Below are 17454 nucleotides of genomic sequence, written 5' to 3'. Positions count from 1 at the left end.
CAAAAATTCTTTTGGGAAGTACTTCAGCGAATTCAACGTCTTAAGCTAGAATAATTCAATTGAATAGCTGTTTTTTTAAAAGGATGAAAGACCAAGGGGGTAGTATGCCCAAAATCAGGATTTTACTACATTCACCTTTATCATTTATCATGTTTATCGAAATTAACAGCTCTTACTTGTTTAGATAACAAAAAATCATTGGATTTGGTATCAAATTAAATCTTCATTGGAAGTATGAATAATTCAGGTTTAAAAATGAAAATGATGAAAAAAGAGGTTGTTTAATAAGTCCTGAAAAATAAATCGAGAGTTCCTTTCAACAATCATTTAGCGCTGAAACGGTGCCATGATCCATTCATCGCTTGTTTCCACAAACTATTTTTGAATGAAACGGTGGCATGAGCGATCCATGGCTTGCTTCCATTAGCTATTTTTATATGAAACGATGGCATGACCCATCCATGGCTTGTTTCCACAAGCAATACTTTGATGAAACAATGGCATGACTATCCATGACTTACTTCTATCAACAATTTGGTGTTGGAAACATGCCTATTCGGCCAAGAGGCGTTTCCAGAAGCAATTTTTGATGAAGCGGTAACAAAAAATGTCCAAAAAGTCACCAATCGTAACTTTTTGGACAGCTCCTTTTTTCGTACAATCTGAACAGGAGTGGTCGTAAGAGGGTTAGAATTGGAAATAAAGCGTTTTTATGCTTCATGCAACGAATGACGCTTAAAAAAAGAAGATGAATCGTCCCATAAACGTTTCATGTGACGCTTCATTTTTTCAAACACCGGTCGAATGGTCGTATAAAAGGTTCATACGACGAAATATCACACAAAATTCCTATCATGACGTGGTACAAATGGAGAATCTCGTTTCAGAGAAGCTTCGATGGGGTGCTTGCGGTGCATTCAGCCGTCCTACTTACTATCCGCGTACATCATATTATAGACATAGAATCAGCGTTTGGGTGATTGAGGTCCATTTGTACTTCTTGTGTTAGTGTACCACCAGAAACAACATAACCCAATCATAGCAGAAGGGAAAAAATCCTACAAAAAATGAAACTGGGACAAAAGTATATTAATTATAACAAAATCCGAACTTTTCATTAGCTCGGATTTTCCTTTTTAGAGTGGTTCTAACGTAGGCAGAATGCGCAGGTGTAGGGGAAATGGAGGCGGACTAAAACCACGATGTCCTGTCGCAACGTCTGCTACTCACACGTCCTGTGCGTCGGAAGACCTAAGAGCGGTGGTTTCCCGCGAGGAGGCTGAGGCCGTGCCCGCGGAAAGCGAAGTATTCTGTCGAAGCGGTAATCATTGTTCGTATTTTGATAGTTATGTCTCAATCTCATTCTTTTTTCGTTAGTTACACCCCAGCCTCGAAGTAAGCTTATCTTTTTCCGTCGATGGTAAATCGTTCGGTAGAAGTGGCGAGATCGCTTGATAATTGTTTCAGTTTTAATCCGATTTTATGCGTGTTTTCAATTTGCGCCATTTGTGTTTCGCTGCTTGCCAGCATTTCTTGGGCACTTGATAACGTGTATTGCGAAACTTCCGTAAAGCTTTCTGTTACTTCTTCTAAGGAAGGTAACATATTTTCAATTTCAACAAGTTGTCCTTGCATATCTTCAAGTTTTCGACCTACAGAAAAAGTTTGATCAATAAAGGTATCAAATGTTTCTTTTGATGCAGTGGAAATAGAAAGGTTCGTTTTCGTTTTTTCCATTAACGCTTTAAACTCTTGGGATGCACTTCGGGTAACGGCTTCCATATGATCAATCGAGTCAGTAATTTCATCCGCTGCATGAGATGATTGTTCTGCAAGCTTCCTTACTTCATTCGCCACAACAGAAAATCCTTTTCCTGCTTCTCCCGCTCTGGCTGCTTCAATCGTTGCATTTAAAGCGAGTAATTTTGTTTGTTCTGCGATGCCTTGAATTAATCCGACGAGTTCAGAAATAGATGATGAATAACGTTCTACGTTGCGAATCGTTCCAGTCAGTTCGGTGAAGTCTCGCTCAAACGTATGAATGGTATCCATCAGTTCATGGATATTTTTTTCTCCCTGTTCGGCTGATTCGTTCATCGTTTTTGCTTTTTCAAACAATATATCCATATTCGCAATCATATGTTCTACTTTTTGTTTCATCTCTTGGAACTGTTCCAGACTGTTTTCTGAATTACTTGCAGTTTCTTCCGCACCATTTTTTACCACTTGGATTGCTTCGATTAAATCATCGCCGGAACGGAGTGTTCCTTCTGAAGACATTTGCAACTCTTGTCCCGTTTTTTCTAAATTCACGGTCGTATCTTTTAAGTCATGGATGATATCTCTCATATATCCAATCATTGCTTGATAACTTTTGTGTAGCGAAATGATTTCAGGTAACGTCGTATGAATCGTTAAATCTTCTCGTAAATGTCCGGTCCTTACTTCCCGCATTTTTTCCCGTAATTCGGTAATTGGACGAATGAGACTTCGGACAAAAATGACAATCATAAAAGCGGCAATGACGAGACAAATGACGCTGATGGCGATAATGAAAGAGGACATATTTTGAATCGGACCCATATACGTTTTTGTTGGGACAAGCAACACGTACGTGCCATTGACTTCTTCCATTGGTTCAAAAGATAGGGTATATGCTTCTCCGTCGATCGTCTCGTGAATCACACCGCTTCCTACTTTTGCTATCGTATGTTGAACTTCGGGTGAAATGTTCGGTAAGCTTTCTTCACTAAGACGAAAAGGTATCACTTCTTCGTTTTGAATATAAAAATATTCCGAATCAATTCCTTCTTCTTCCAGCGTTTGTTGTTGGTTTCGAATGTTTATTTCCAGCTGTTGCATAAAATATTCGTCGTCCCCCGGATAAAGAAAACGTAAATGATCAGCGATATAATTCATCAGTTGTGTCTCGCGCACAAGCCGGTTTTCAATCGCTTCCGTCGTTACGTTTTTCGCATGGTAGTAAGAGGTGAAGCCAACGAGAGCGATCGAGATGGTGAGAAGAAACAAAAATAAGACGAGCAAGCGATTTCTCAAACTAACATTATTGAGCCATGTAAAAAATCGCGACGCTTTTTGTTTCTTTCTCTGTCGCTGTTGTTGTTTCATTCGTTTGAATATTCCGATTTGCAATTGATAACCCCCCGTTTGTAAACACTCAACCCAATAGTACCAAAGTCTTGTAAAGAAATGATGAAGAATAAGTAAATTTGAGCTATCAATTGGCAGTGAAGGCAGGTTACGGAAGCTATGAAATTACTAAAATATGAACTTTGTAGAACATCATAAAAAATAAGTAAATCGATTGAATGGAAAATGAATCATTGCTACAATAAATACTGGCAAATAGGAAAAAAGAAATACAAGCGTTTTATTGTCTAATTGCTTGTCACGTGCATACATATAAAGCAAAGAACGAATCGCATGAAAACGCTTTCGGCAATTTAATCACAGAAGAAGGTGATGACACTGTCTACGCTTGTTTCATATTTTCAGATGCTACCGTTACTACTGTTTTATGCACTCATATTATTCCTCGTCTATCTTTTTCTAAAAGACAAATTTCAACGCCAACATTCTATTTTAAAAACGCATCCATTGCTAGGGAGATTGCGTTATTTGTTTGAAATGGTTGGACCGGAATTTCGACAATATTGGTTTCTGAATGATAAAGAAGAGCGCCCGATGGATCGCGATACGAAAGAAACCATTGCAAAAGCCGGAAAATATGCAAATACCGTGATCGGTTTCGGCTCGAAAAAAGACTTTACTAAACCGGATTTTTATTTATCCAATGCATTCTTTCCATTGAACAAGAACGAGCTTCGTGTACGAAATGATGAACCAATTCATACATACACGTACAAAATTATCAATGAATCAATTACGAGTCGAAAAGAAAAAAGAAATGCCGCACAAATTAAACCGTGGCTTTTAACGGAAGAAGAGGAAATTGTCATCGGAAAAGAGCGGAAACATCCTTTTCACGTTCGAGGGCATGTTGGGGTTTCGGCCATGAGTTACGGGGCTTTGTCTAAAAGTGCCGTAAAGGCTCTCGCCCAAGGGGTTGCAATTAGTGGAGGCAGTTTTATGAATACCGGTGAAGGCGGAATTTCTCCGTATCATTTATCCCGTGTGTACGAAGTCGTGAAAGAACCGTCAGAGCCACTCGATCGCCAGGAAAGAAAACTGGTTGAATTTATGAAAGAACATCCGAACGCTTCCAACTTTGATATTGAAGAACGCTTTGGAAAAGATGCGCTGAAAGATGTCAAGCGGTTCGTCCAAGCGGGTGTCTTTCGGGAGAAAACAGCGGACCTTATTTTTCAAGTAGGCTCTGGTCTTTTCGGGGCGAGGGAAAATGGAAAATATTCGGAAGAGCGCTTTTTAAAAAATGCCGGACGAAAAGAAGTAAAAGCGATTGAAATCAAACTTGCTCAAGGTGCGAAAGTACGAGGCGGTAAGCTTCCGAAAGAAAAAATCACAAAAGAAATAGCAGAAATTAGAGGCGTGGAGATGGGACGCGATGTAGAAAGCCCGAATCGTTTTCCGCTCTTTTCCAATATGGAAGAATTACTGGATCTTATTAGCCACTGGCAAAAGATTACCGGAAAACCTGTCGGAATTAAAGTGGTTGCAGGAGATACCCACTGTTTTCAAGAGCTTGCCCGTTACATGAGAGATACCGGTAAAAAACCGGATTTCATCACCATTGACGGCGCGGAAGGTGGAACGGGAGCGACCTATCAAGAAATGGCGGATAGTCTCGGCTTGCCGATTTATTCAGGCATTTACATTTTACATGAGACGCTAAAGTCCTTTGGCGTTCGTGACGATGTGAAAATTTTTGCATCCGGCATGCTTGCGACCGCAAATAAAATGGCGATTGCTCTATCTCTCGGTGCAGATCTTATATATGTGGCACGAGCAGCGATGAATACCGTAGGCTGTATTAACGCGGGGAAATGTCACACGAATCTTTGTCCGGTAGGAGTGACTTCTCACTTGCCACATTTAGAAGCAGGAGTTGTTGTGGAAGAAAAACGATTTCGAACAGCAAACTATTTAACGACGATGAGAGAAGGACTCTTTTTGCTCGCAGCGTCTTGCGGCATTGATTCACCGACAAAATTTTCTCACGAGCACGTTACGTTTGTCGACCACAACCAAGTAAAAGATGTGAAGGAACTTTTTCAATTGCAGATCGATACGTCTCGTTTATCGGAGTGGGAAAAAAGAACCGACAAAAAAACGAAAGAAGAACTTATCAGTTGAACTTTTACGATTGTTCAAACGATCTCCAGTAGAGTCATGGTACATGACACTGCTGGAGATTTTTTCGGCGCTTTTTTAAAAAAATCGACTAATTTTTTGCTGTTCTGTAACAAAAGAAAAAATGTCATGGAATAGTCACAATTTTAAAGCCGCGAAAAGCTTGTAATAGCAGCGATTTTTTCTTATAAGATGGATTGACATAAATTGCACGCTATTGTACGATGACTAAGGGTATGTGAGAGAATTAACAAACGATGCACAAGTATGTTTTGCCAGTGAAAAATGAGCTTTTTTTACGCTGTTTTATAGCAAAACGTACGTTTGCTTTCTGCTATTTTACACGGAAATATACATGCACCAATTATCATAGGAAGTAATGCATTCTCATCACATGCACAAGCGCCCAAAAATATGACGATGGAGGCTGACATGGCGGGAAAGAACAAACCTTCAAGGCCGCTTCGTAGCATGGCACTTGCGTCTTCCATATTGTCGTACTTGGTAGGACCTGTCTTAGTCGGTGTGTTTGGAGGACGATGGCTTGACGGAAAGTTCGCAACAGAACCGTTGTTTTTGGTCATCGGTCTCTTAGCCGGACTGATGGCGGGAGTGTACGGACTAGTCCGTCTGCTCAAACAATACTTAGGGGACGACAATCATGAAGACCTTTGAAGGAATAGTACTTCGCTATGTGCAGCTAACAATCATTGTTATTGCTTTATATATACTAGGGTGGGGTTTCACACCGTATAAAGCAATCTTTATAAGTCTTGGAGTCGGTTCTCTCATTGGACTTTTCAACGTCTGGAGCATGTATCGCGACACAAAAAAAGTCGGGGAGATGGCCGCTCAACAGAATGAAGGCAGGCGACCGATTTTGTTTGGGATGATTTCTAGATTGGCGACAGGGGCGCTTATTGCCATTCTTGTCATCCGTTTTCCGGAAACGTTTGATCTCATTGGGCTTGTGCTTGGAATCATGACGCCTTACATTCTTATTCTTTTCCACTCTCTTTTCCAAATAAAACGTTTTTAAAAGGAATAGAGAGGGTAAGTTTGACATGACGTCAGATCATAGCAAAGGGGTGAATAATGATGGATCATGGCGCACCAATCATTTATGATTTGTTTGGAATTCCTGGGTTTCATTTAAACCTTTCCAACGTTCTCATGCTTACTGTTTCTGCTCTTATCGTGTTTTGTATCGGTTTCTTTAGCGCCCGCAATTTAAAAATGAAACCAACCGGCATGCAAAACGTGTTTGAATGGCTCATTGACTTTGTAAAGAACATCATCAGTACGACAATGGATTGGAAAACCGGAGAACGATTTTTTGGGTTAGGGATTACGATCTTCTTGCTCATTTTCGTTTCAAACATGGTCGGAATTCCATTCATGATTGTCACTGCAGAAGACCACGTAGTCTGGTGGAAATCACCGACAGCCGACCCTGTCATTACAATGACTTTTGCCATTATGGTGATAGTGTTAACTCACTTCTATGGCATTAAGATGAAGGGATTGAAAGAATACGGCAAAGACTATTTCCGTCCAATGCCATTTTTGTTTCCATTAAATATTATAGGTGAGTTTGCAAATACATTAACGCTTGGAATGCGTCTATTCGGGAACTTGTATGCGAAAGAGATTCTCTTGACGCTACTTGCATCAGCAGGGGGAGCAAGCATTGTCGGGTTCTTACTTGCTGGGGCACCGATGATTGCATGGCAAGCATTCAGTATTTTTATTGGAGCGATCCAAGCCTTTATTTTCCTCATGTTAACCATGGTATACATGTCAAATAAAGTCATGGACTAGCTTCAAGCAACAAAAGGAACAAACGGGCTGTTTTATAACACATGGAAACAGTACCGTCCACATATTTTTAAAATCTTGAAGGAGGATTATTATTATGGGAGCTTTAGCAGCAGCAATCGCTGTAGGATTAGGTGCACTTGGTGCAGGTATTGGTAACGCATTAATCGTAAAAGGAACAATTGAAGGAGTTTCACGTCAACCTGAACTTAGAAGTACATTGCAAACAATCATGTTTATTGGTATCGCGTTAGTAGAGGCACTTCCGATTATCGCAGTCGTTATCGCCTTTATCGTCATGTGACGGTGCGAAAGCTGCTCTTATTTCGGACAACCGAGCGATATAAATATGGCTTCGTAACATTTGTTGAACATACCGATTTAGTTTCTTCGTTTCCCCCGACGGATTCGGGTGGAATGTCGTTGACGTAAGTAGATGGCGAAGTGACAAAAAAGAAGCTTCGCCATTCCTTTTGTATGACTTCCGAAAGGAGTGAATGACGTGGGAACAATTACATGGGCGGACTCGCTTTTCTCCCTCATTATGTTTATTATCCTCTTACTCTTGCTTCGTAAATTTGCTTGGGGACCAATCATGAACATGATGAAAGAGCGGGAAGAGCATATCGCCAATGAGATTGATACAGCGGAAAAGAACCGCAAAGAAGCAGAACAATATTTAGAACAGCAAAAAGAAGAAATCAACCGCGCTCGGGAAGAAGCACAACAAATCATTGAAACAGCGCGAAAAACGAGCGAAGTGCAAGGAGAAGAAATTCTCTCCTCCGCTCGTGCAGAAGCTGAACGGGTGAAAGCGAATGCCCTTGCTGAAATTGAGCGTGAGAAAGATTTAGCCGTACAAGAACTTCGTGAACAAGTCGGAACGCTTTCTGTCATGATTGCAACGAAGATTATCGAAAAGGAATTGGATGAAAAAGAACAAGAAAAGCTCATTGAAGAATACGTCAAAGAGGCAGGAGAGCGTCTATGAGCAACGTGACAGCAGCCAACCGTTATGCCGTCGCTTTGTTTGAATTAGCGAAAGAGAAAAACACGTTACACGAAGTGAATGAAGAAATACAAATAGTAAAGCAAGCATTTGAAGAAAATGCTGATTTACTGAAGGTGTTGAATCATCCAACCATTCCACAAGAACGAAAACAACAGTTAATCCGGGATAGTTTCTCCCCGCTGAGTGAGTTTGTCATTCAGACGCTGTTGTTGCTTTTGAAAAAACAACGAATCAATGAAGTGATCCGGATTGCGGAGCGGTTCCGTCAACTTACGGAAGAAGAAGAGAAAACGGCCCACGCCGTCGTTTATACAGTGAAACCATTAACGGATAAAGAAAAAGAGATGATTTCTGAAACGTTCGCACGAAAAATCGGCAAAAATACCCTTACCATTGAAAATCGCATCGATGAATCACTTATCGGCGGAATGAAGCTTCATGTCGGAGATACGATTTTTGACGGCAGTGTAAAAGGACAATTAGACCGAATAGAACGCGAACTTGTTACCGGACACGATAGAAGATAGGGGTGAACTTTAATGAGCAGTATCAGACCTGATGAGATAAGCTCTCTCATTAAACAACAGATTGAGAACTTTCAATCTGATGTTGAAGCAAATGAAGTCGGTACGGTCATTCAAAACGGTGACGGTATCGCCCGTGCCCATGGCCTAGAGAATGTCATGGCAGGAGAACTGTTGGAATTCTCTAATGGGGTTATGGGGATGGCTCAAAACTTGGAAGAAAACAACGTAGGGATTGTGATTCTTGGTCCGTATGATGACATCCGGGAAGGGGATGAAGTAAAACGGACCGGGCGCATTATGGAAGTTCCAGTAGGAGAAGAACTTCTTGGACGAGTTGTAAATCCACTTGGACAACCACTCGACGGAAAAGGACCAGTGGAAACGACAAAAACAAGACCAATCGAAAGCCCGGCACCAGGAGTGATGGATCGGAAATCGGTACACGAACCGCTCCAAACAGGAATTAAAGCGATAGACTCCATGATTCCAATCGGTCGGGGACAGCGGGAACTCATTATTGGTGACCGTCAAATCGGGAAAACCTCCCTTGCGATTGACACGATTATAAACCAAAAAGAAGAAGATGTGCTCTGTATTTATGTCGCAATCGGTCAGAAAGAATCAACGGTTGCGGGACTCGTTGAAACCCTTCGTCAAGAAGGTGCAATGGATTACACGATTGTTGTAAACGCTGGTGCTTCAGACCCGGCACCACTCCTTTATCTTGCACCATATGCTGGGGTATCGATGGGTGAAGAGTTTATGTATAACGGCAAACACGTGCTTGTTATTTATGACGACTTATCAAAACAAGCCGCAGCATACCGTGAACTTTCTCTCTTATTGCGTCGCCCACCAGGACGTGAAGCTTTCCCAGGGGACGTTTTCTACTTGCACTCTCGCTTGCTCGAGCGTTCGGCGAAATTAAGCGATGCACTCGGTGGAGGTTCTCTCACAGCCCTTCCAGTGATTGAGACACAAGCAGGGGACGTGAGTGCTTATATTCCAACGAACGTCATCTCCATTACGGACGGACAAATTTTCCTTCAATCCAACTTGTTCCACTCTGGGGTACGTCCAGCAGTAGATCCGGGCATTTCCGTATCCCGTGTTGGTGGAGATGCCCAAATTAAAGCAATGAAGAAAGTATCCGGTACGCTTCGTTTGGACCTTGCTTCTTACCGTGAATTAGAAGCTTTTGCTCAATTTGGTTCAGACTTGGATGAAGCCACTCAAGCGAAACTGGCTCGTGGGGAAAGAACAGTAGAAGTATTAAAACAAGACCTTCACAACCCACTACCGGTCGAAAAACAAGTAGCGATTCTATATGCTTTAACGGAAGGGTTCCTCGATGATATTCCAGTAGAAGATATTAAGCGGTTTGAATTGGAGTTGTTTGCATATTTAGACTCCAACCATAAAGAACTGTTGGAAGGAATCAAAAACACCGGTAATTTGCCGGATAAAGAAGCATTTAACAGTGCGGTTGAATCCTTCAAAAAATCATTTAACGTTTCGAAATAGAGATGAAAAGGCGTTTGAACAGGAAGAGGGACCCCCTTCTTCCTAACAAGCTTTGACCTTTCTACCGTAAGGAAAAGGTGGTGAAATAGATGGCTTCATTGCGTGATATTAAAACACGGATTAACTCTACGAAAAAGACGCAACAAATCACCAAAGCGATGGAGATGGTGGCAGCTTCCAAGCTGAACCGTGCGCAAGTGCTGGCGGAGTCTTACGCCTCATATGCAGAAAAGATCCGTGATGTCGTGGCAAGTATTGCTTCGACAAACACAGCAGACGCAAGCCACCCAATGTTGGAAGCACGTTCCGTGAAAAAAACAGCTTACGTGCTTATTTTTTCAGATAGTGGACTTGCAGGTGGTTATAATGCGAACTTAATTCGTGATTTTCTAGCAAAAATGGAGGAACGCCATTCTTCCAGTGAAGATTACGGTGTCATCGTCATCGGTCGGATCGGAAGTGAGTTAATTAAAAAACGAAACATCCATGTGTTCGGTGAGATTACTGGGATTCCAGATGAACCGACATTTGCTGATATTAAAAAAGTGACGAGCCAAGCGGTAGATTTATACGCAAAAGAAGAAGTGGACGAATTGTATGTTTGGTACAACCATTTTATTAGTCCAATTCAACAACAAGTCACCGAAACGAAGCTCCTTCCCCTTTCCAATTTGTCGGAACAAGTGGAAGTGAAGCAGATGTATGAATATGAGCCATCTGCAGAAGCAATTTTGGAACAGCTGCTTCCTCAATATGCAGAAAGCTTAATATTTGGGGCTCTCTTGGATGCTAAAGCAAGTGAATTCGGAGCTCGGATGACAGCGATGAGTGCCGCAACAGACAATGCAGAAAGTTTGATTGATGAACTCACATTGTCTTATAACCGCGCGAGACAAGCAGCCATCACGCAAGAAATTAGTGAAATTGTCGGTGGAGCTGCAGCGCTTGAGTAATACTTGTTTTAGTGGATGATTTAGTTAGGAGGGAAAAGAATGGAAAAAGGACGCATTATCCAAGTAATGGGTCCGGTCGTGGACGTTGCATTTCCAAGTGGACAACTTCCGGAATTAAATAATGCACTTAGAGTGACACATAAAGCAACAAAAGAAGGCGAAGCGGATGTTGATGTCACATTAGAAGTTGCCCTTCATCTTGGAGATGACACCGTGCGAACGGTTGCAATGAGTTCCACTGACGGTCTTGTGAGAGGAATGGAAGTTGAAAATACGAACGGTCCAATCTCCGTACCAGTCGGAGAAGCAACACTCGGTCGAGTATTTAACGTATTGGGAGATACGATTGATTTAGAGGAACCAATTGGTGACGATGTTGAACGAAATCCAATTCATAGAGATCCGCCACCTTTTGAAGAGCTTTCTACAAAAACGGAAATTCTTGAAACCGGAATTAAAGTAGTTGACTTGCTTGCACCTTATGTAAAAGGTGGAAAAATCGGTCTGTTCGGAGGAGCGGGAGTTGGTAAAACCGTTCTCATCCAAGAATTAATCCACAACATCGCACAAGAGCACGGGGGTATTTCCGTATTCGCCGGAGTAGGAGAGCGTACCCGTGAAGGAAATGACTTGTATTTTGAAATGAAAGACTCCGGTGTTATCGATAAAACAGCGATGGTATTCGGACAAATGAACGAGCCGCCTGGAGCGCGTTTACGTGTTGCACTTACTGGTCTTACCATTGCGGAATATTTCCGTGATGTCGGTGGTCAAGACGTACTGCTATTCATCGATAACATTTTCCGTTTTACACAAGCAGGTTCGGAGGTGTCCGCGTTACTTGGACGTATGCCTTCTGCGGTTGGTTATCAGCCGACTCTTGCGACAGAAATGGGGCAACTACAAGAACGGATTACCTCTACAAATAAAGGATCTGTTACATCTATTCAAGCGATTTACGTACCAGCGGACGACTACACAGACCCGGCACCAGCGACAACGTTTGCTCACTTGGACGCAACCACAAACTTAGAGCGTAAACTTTCGGAAATGGGGATTTATCCGGCAGTGGACCCACTTGCTTCTACATCCCGTGCCCTTTCTCCGGAAATTGTTGGAGAAGAGCACTACAACGTCGCTCGTCGCGTGCAAGAAACATTACAGAAGTACAATGAATTACAAGATATTATCGCTATCCTCGGTATGGATGAATTGTCTGAAGAAGACAAGCTAGTCGTACACCGGGCACGTCGTTTACAATTCTTCTTATCTCAAAACTTCCACGTAGCGGAACAGTTCACAGGACAACCGGGATCTTACGTGCCAGTGAAAGAGACGGTTCGTGGATTCAAAGAGATTCTGGAAGGAAAGCACGACGATATTCCAGAAGATGCATTCCGACTCGTCGGAACCATTGATGATGTGCTCGAGAAAGCAAAACAAATGTCCTAAGCGGGGATGCTGTTAAGGAGGATGTACGATGCCGACGATAAAAGTCAATATAGTCACTCCTGATGGCACAGTATTCGAAGGGGATAGAGACATGGTGAGTGTCCGCGCTCAAAGCGGGGAGCTCGGGATACTCCCGGGCCATATCCCACTTGTCGCTCCGCTTTCCATTGATGCTGTTCGCCTGAAAAAAGGCACGGAGACAGAGCTTGTGGCAGTGAGTGGTGGATTTATCGAAGTACGCCCGGATAAAGTCACTATCTTGGCCGAAGCTGCCGAATTACCGTCTGACATAGATGTAGACCGCGCAAATGCAGCGAAGAAACGAGCAGAAGAACGTCTTGCCCGTGCCAAACAGGATAACATTGATAAAAAAAGAGCGGAACTAGCGCTACAACGAGCGATGACACGCTTGAAAGTGGCAAAAGGCTAAACGAGTTTCGAACCAGCTTTGTTCATCAAAGCTGGTTTTTATATTGTTTCAAAGAATGAAGTCATGAAGTAGGTTTTCCCTTCATGACGACAATGACGGCACTCCGTTTGACAAAATCCATCGCATGAAACGTTCAGTCGTTTTTTGTTCGGAAAAGATGTCGTATGAAATGAATACAGGCACAAGTAGAGGGAATAAATGTAAATAACACTCTTCATGGAACCGAAATGGACCCTAGTTCCCGACTGGTTCATACGGAAACTCTCACAATAGTTCACATAGGAAAGAAGCATGTATTATCTAATAAATGTAAAAAAAAGTAGGTCTCATGAGAAGCGGACTCTGGACCTACATCGATGAAACGCCATACACCCGAAAAACCCTTCTTATGTCATAAAAACGGAAAGATCGGCGAGAAAAAAGTACCGAAACGCTGTGTAAATATTAAATAATCGCCGAAATCATGTTACCATCAAACAAAAATGTGTAGACAACAGAAGAGGAGGAACGAGTGGGTGAAGAAATACATATTCATCGCGGTAGCCTCACTTTTATTAAGTTCCATCGGCTGTTCCAATGATGACACACAAGGAGCAGAAAAGAGCGAGGAAAAAACGGAGGAGGTTATTTCCAAGGCGGAAACGGAAGAAGCGCATGAAGAGGAGATTTCATACGACCCTTTTGACGATATAGAAATGGATGATATTGAAGGGTGGATGACAGCAGGACCGGGAGAATATAGCGGGGAAGACGTCGATATGTCGTTATTAAAACAAGAAATCGATCGTTGGCCAAGTGGCTTAGAGCCGGATGAATACTTTCGCATGTTACTTCATCTCACGGCGGAAGATTTTCGTCCGTACCAACAATATCTAAATGAAACGGAAGTTGTTTTTTCGGACATTACGGCCCGTCCAGGGGAACTGGAGACGGATGCGTCACAAAATAATGAAACGAATTTGCGAGTGCAAGTGCTTCTCGATGCAAGCGGAAGCATGGCAGGTCAAGTGGACGGGAAAGTAAAAATGGATATCGCCAAAGAAGCGATAGAAGAATTTGCCTCCACTCTTCCGGAAGGAGCGGAAGTATCACTACGAGTGTATGGTCATGCTGGTTCGAACCAACCACCTGGAAAAGAAGAATCTTGCACGACAACAGAAGCATTCTATCCGTTTCGTCATTATGAAGAAGATGCTTTTCACGATGCCCTTGATCAAGTTTCTCCGACCGGCTATACACCAATTGCTTTAGCGATTGAAGAAGCGGCGAATGATTTATTATCCAGTGACAATGACAACGTCGAAAATGTCATTTATGTCGTGAGTGACGGGGAAGAAACGTGCGGTGGAGACCCGGTGAAAGCGACGGAAGAACTTGTCGACTCTGACATTCAAGCGGTGGTAAATATTATTGGGTTCGATATTCATTCGGATGAACGAAAAGCATTAGAAGCAATTGCTGATGCCGGAAATGGAGAATACTTTAAAGCGGACAATGAACGGGAATTAAAAGAAACTTTTAGGAAAGAAAAAACGGCACTCCTCAATGAATGGAGAAAGTGGCAAACAGAAAACCTCACCACATCGAGAGAAGAACAATCTGCATATCTTCAAGAATCAAGAGAACTCCAATCAGAAGCGCTTAACTTAAGCAGATCGGAACAAACGCGACTGCTTGAACTTTCACGTTATCTTCAGGAACATCAAGAGGCAGACGGTCCTTCTGTTCGCAATTTCATTCGTGAGAGGAGCGTCAGCATGCGAGATTATATAAGAGAACATTTCCTTGCGATTCGGGAGGAAGCAAGAGAACAAGGGTTAGAAATGCGCGATAAAGTAAGAAAAGAAGGATTAGAAAAGAGAGAGGAAATTCGTCATCGAGACGAATAAATGGAAAAACTAGAGTGGGCGCTTCTGTCAGTAAACTTAAGGAAATATACCGAAAATGGTTCCAAGCAAATTTTAATGCTTGGAACCATTCTTTTTTGGCTAGTTATGTCCCCAGCCTCTATTTTTACGATAAAATATTGACTGAATTTTTCAGCATTTAAGAAAGCATGAAAATAAGTTTACTGGCAAATGGTTCGTGGTAATCATGAGGGGAGAAAGAGTGATTCTCTCTCCAATATTCAACAAAAAATGAAACATTCAAACAAGGTTGTAGAATTTTTCACTTATAACAAGTAAAATAGAAGTGTTGAGTATCCGCAATGCGAGTGAATAGGTCTTATGACTCTTCCCGCTTCCATGAAAATTTCCTATGATAACACAGGGCAATGGAGGTTAGAAGGGATACGTAGAGGTGTTTCATATGAACCCGGAAGGACAAGAAGCGATAATACATATCATCGTCAATCTTTTTTTTCTCGTGATTGTATGGTGGAGCTTACAATCTTTTCGCTTTGACGTGTTCGTCCGGGATCCTGACAGCCCAAGAGCCAAAGTGCTCGTTATTTTAGTCACCATTGCACTAACTTATCTCGTAAGCTCTTTTTTTCTTGATTACTTAAAAGGGTCGCTCATGCTTCGTTATTTATTTTAACCGATTTCTTTTTTCATGCATGAAGTTAGCGGTGACGGTGAAAATAAGTAACAAAGCAATGGAACGCCTGTAAGATGAATCAACAGATGTAGAATGCACTTTTTATGGGTGAACTTCCCAATCGCGGATGAGTTGGGAACGCCTAAATAGATGAATGAATACGATAGCAATAAATGAATTGTGGAAGTACCATCTTTTATCGCTCTATAAGAATAAAGTGAGGATCTTGTTTCTGCCGTTATAAATGACAGGATCACGATCGGACGCGGAGGGAATTACATTGGATAAAATTTACGTTAAAGGAGGAAAGCGGCTTTGTGGAACGGTCAAAGTAGAAGGTGCTAAAAATGCTGTTCTACCGGTAATAGCTGCTTCCCTTCTCGCTGAAGAAGGAGTAAGTGAGATTTATGATGTACCATCTTTAGCTGATGTATTTACGATAAAAAATGTGCTAGCTCATCTGGGAGTAGATGTTTCGTATGAGAACGGTGTTTTTACTGCCAATACAACGGGGGAACTTTTAACCGAAGCACCATTCGAATACGTTCGTAAAATGCGTGCCTCTTTTCTTGTGATGGGACCGCTTCTTTCTAGATTTGGGCGCGCACATATTGCTTTACCAGGAGGTTGCGCGATTGGATCCAGACCGATTGACCAACATTTAAAAGGATTCGAAGCGATGGGAGCGACCGTTGAAACAGGAAATGGTTATATTGAAGCGAAAGTAAATGACCGACTAAAAGGTGCTCGCATATACTTGGACTTCCCAAGCGTGGGAGCAACGGAAAACATTATGATGGCAGCAACCCTTGCGGAAGGAACAACCATCATTGAAAATGTAGCGGAAGAACCGGAAATCGTTGACCTTGCGAACTTCTTAAATGCCATGGGAGCAAACGTGCGGGGTGCAGGAACGGGTACGATTCGCATTAAAGGAGTCGACAAACTAACAGGTGCCAAGCACACCATTATCCCAGACCGAATTGAAGCAGGAACATTCATGGTCGCAGCGGCTATTACCGGTGGAGATGTCATCGTAGAAGGAGCGCTCTATGAACATTTACGCCCACTTATTGCGAAAATGCGAGAAATGGGAGTCGTCGTTCATGAAAAAGAAAACGGATTGCGCGTGATCGGGCCGGACATTTTACGCCCAGTCGATTTAAAAACAATGCCACACCCAGGCTTTCCAACTGACATGCAAGCACAATTTATGGCTTTATTAACCCAAGCAAAAGGAACCGGAATAATAACAGAAACGGTGTTTGAAAACCGTTTCATGCATGTCGAAGAATTCCGTCGCATGAACGCTGACATTAAAATTGAAGGCCGAACTGCTATTATTAGTGGACCAACGCGCTTGCAAGGAGCAGAAGTAAGCGCCACGGATTTACGCGCCGGCGCAGCACTCATCCTCGCAGGTCTTGTTGCAGAAGGAGAAACAACGGTGACAGAACTACAACATTTAGATCGAGGCTATGTCGATTTCCATCTGAAACTAGCGCAACTCGGCGCTCAAATCAAACGAGTCAGCGAAGCCGAAACCATGGAATCCCCAATCCAAGCCACCCCCCCTCACCATCTCAAAACCGCTAATAACTAGAAAAGCGAGGCGCAAGACGCTGGAAGATCATGGCTAGAAGCTAGGTTTTGGCTTCTGCCATGATCTGAAGCGTTCAAGCACCTGGTTGCTGGAGCTGGACAATAAGAAAAGCGTAAGCAACCGCTTAGGTGCGACAGATTCTGGAGGAGCAGGAAAGAAAGCGTTCTTTGCTTTCTTTATCATTATAGGCGAGAAGACTCCATCCTCAACGAAGTAGGGTGGAGATGAATCGCCTTCGGACAAGGGATGGCTATTTGCCATTTCGATTGTCCGACTGTTCAAGAGCAACTTGTAATAAATGA

General features: G+C 42.5%; 17 protein-coding genes. 14 read left to right on the top strand and 3 right to left on the bottom strand.

The genetic code is table 11. The features are described from left to right. Positions 1-323: 323 nt before the first annotated feature. Positions 324-452, bottom strand: a complete 129-nt coding sequence (locus tag GJS40_RS08040) for a hypothetical protein (protein ID WP_270897366.1) — start codon at positions 450-452, stop codon at positions 324-326. Positions 453-1401: 949 nt separating this feature from the next. Then, the gene (locus GJS40_RS08035) at positions 1402-3153 is read right to left on the bottom strand and encodes a methyl-accepting chemotaxis protein (RefSeq protein ID WP_270897365.1); all 1752 of its coding nucleotides are present in this window, start codon (positions 3151-3153) and stop codon (positions 1402-1404) included. A 330-nt stretch (positions 3154-3483) separates the two neighbouring features. Between GJS40_RS08035 and GJS40_RS08030 the strand changes: the two genes are divergently transcribed. From GJS40_RS08030 to murA, 14 genes are all read left to right on the top strand, one after another. Continuing rightward, positions 3484-5295, top strand: a complete 1812-nt coding sequence (locus GJS40_RS08030) for an FMN-binding glutamate synthase family protein (protein WP_270897364.1) — start codon at positions 3484-3486, stop codon at positions 5293-5295. A gap of 429 nt (positions 5296-5724) precedes the next feature. Then, the gene (locus GJS40_RS08025; RefSeq protein WP_270897363.1) at positions 5725-5967 is read left to right on the top strand and encodes an AtpZ/AtpI family protein; all 243 of its coding nucleotides are present in this window, start codon (positions 5725-5727) and stop codon (positions 5965-5967) included. Next, a complete protein-coding gene (locus GJS40_RS08020) occupies positions 5954-6331 on the top strand; it encodes an ATP synthase subunit I (RefSeq protein WP_270897362.1) in 378 nt (125 codons plus the stop codon). Before GJS40_RS08025 ends, GJS40_RS08020 begins: the two co-directional genes overlap by 14 nt. 59 nt (positions 6332-6390) lie before the next feature. After that, entirely contained in the window at positions 6391-7113 is a 723-nt protein-coding gene (gene atpB, locus GJS40_RS08015; protein WP_270897361.1) for a F0F1 ATP synthase subunit A, read from the top strand. Between the two features lie 94 nt (positions 7114-7207). Next, complete coding sequence (atpE, locus tag GJS40_RS08010) at positions 7208-7414, top strand: F0F1 ATP synthase subunit C (RefSeq protein ID WP_377902078.1); 207 nt, start codon at positions 7208-7210, stop codon at positions 7412-7414. A 240-nt stretch (positions 7415-7654) separates the two neighbouring features. Continuing rightward, a complete protein-coding gene (gene atpF, locus GJS40_RS08005; RefSeq protein WP_270897368.1) occupies positions 7655-8101 on the top strand; it encodes a F0F1 ATP synthase subunit B in 447 nt (148 codons plus the stop codon). Further along, on the top strand, positions 8098-8649 hold the full coding sequence (locus GJS40_RS08000) for a F0F1 ATP synthase subunit delta (protein ID WP_270897360.1): 552 nt from the start codon (positions 8098-8100) through the stop codon (positions 8647-8649). Before atpF ends, GJS40_RS08000 begins: the two co-directional genes overlap by 4 nt. 12 nt (positions 8650-8661) lie before the next feature. Continuing rightward, positions 8662-10173, top strand: coding sequence for a F0F1 ATP synthase subunit alpha (gene atpA, locus GJS40_RS07995; protein WP_270897359.1), 1512 nt, complete (start codon positions 8662-8664; stop codon positions 10171-10173). Between the two features lie 89 nt (positions 10174-10262). Further along, entirely contained in the window at positions 10263-11126 is an 864-nt protein-coding gene (atpG, locus tag GJS40_RS07990; RefSeq protein ID WP_270897358.1) for an ATP synthase F1 subunit gamma, read from the top strand. Positions 11127-11165: 39 nt separating this feature from the next. Then, entirely contained in the window at positions 11166-12578 is a 1413-nt protein-coding gene (atpD, locus tag GJS40_RS07985) for a F0F1 ATP synthase subunit beta (RefSeq protein WP_270897357.1), read from the top strand. A gap of 28 nt (positions 12579-12606) precedes the next feature. Next, positions 12607-13008 carry a F0F1 ATP synthase subunit epsilon gene (locus tag GJS40_RS07980; RefSeq protein WP_270897356.1) on the top strand — a complete coding sequence of 134 codons (402 nt, stop codon included), beginning with the start codon at positions 12607-12609 and terminating at the stop codon, positions 13006-13008. Between the two features lie 515 nt (positions 13009-13523). Further along, on the top strand, positions 13524-14897 hold the full coding sequence (locus GJS40_RS07975) for a VWA domain-containing protein (RefSeq protein ID WP_270897355.1): 1374 nt from the start codon (positions 13524-13526) through the stop codon (positions 14895-14897). A 421-nt stretch (positions 14898-15318) separates the two neighbouring features. Then, on the top strand, positions 15319-15549 hold the full coding sequence (locus GJS40_RS07970; protein ID WP_270897367.1) for a DUF1146 family protein: 231 nt from the start codon (positions 15319-15321) through the stop codon (positions 15547-15549). A gap of 280 nt (positions 15550-15829) precedes the next feature. Then, positions 15830-17152 (top strand): UDP-N-acetylglucosamine 1-carboxyvinyltransferase, encoded by a 1323-nt coding sequence (murA, locus tag GJS40_RS07965; protein ID WP_270897354.1) that lies wholly within the window; start codon positions 15830-15832, stop codon positions 17150-17152. 33 nt (positions 17153-17185) lie between these two features. Here murA and GJS40_RS07960 read toward each other — a convergent pair. Continuing rightward, positions 17186-17454 (bottom strand): hypothetical protein (locus GJS40_RS07960; protein ID WP_270897353.1); only part of this gene is annotated, 269 nt, incomplete at its 5' end.

Source organism: Aliibacillus thermotolerans (assembly GCF_027853235.1).
Classification (GTDB): domain Bacteria; phylum Bacillota; class Bacilli; order Bacillales; family Marinococcaceae; genus Aliibacillus; species Aliibacillus thermotolerans.
The sequence above is the reverse complement of the archived record's forward strand: the minus strand, read 5'-3'. Positions and strand labels throughout refer to the sequence as shown.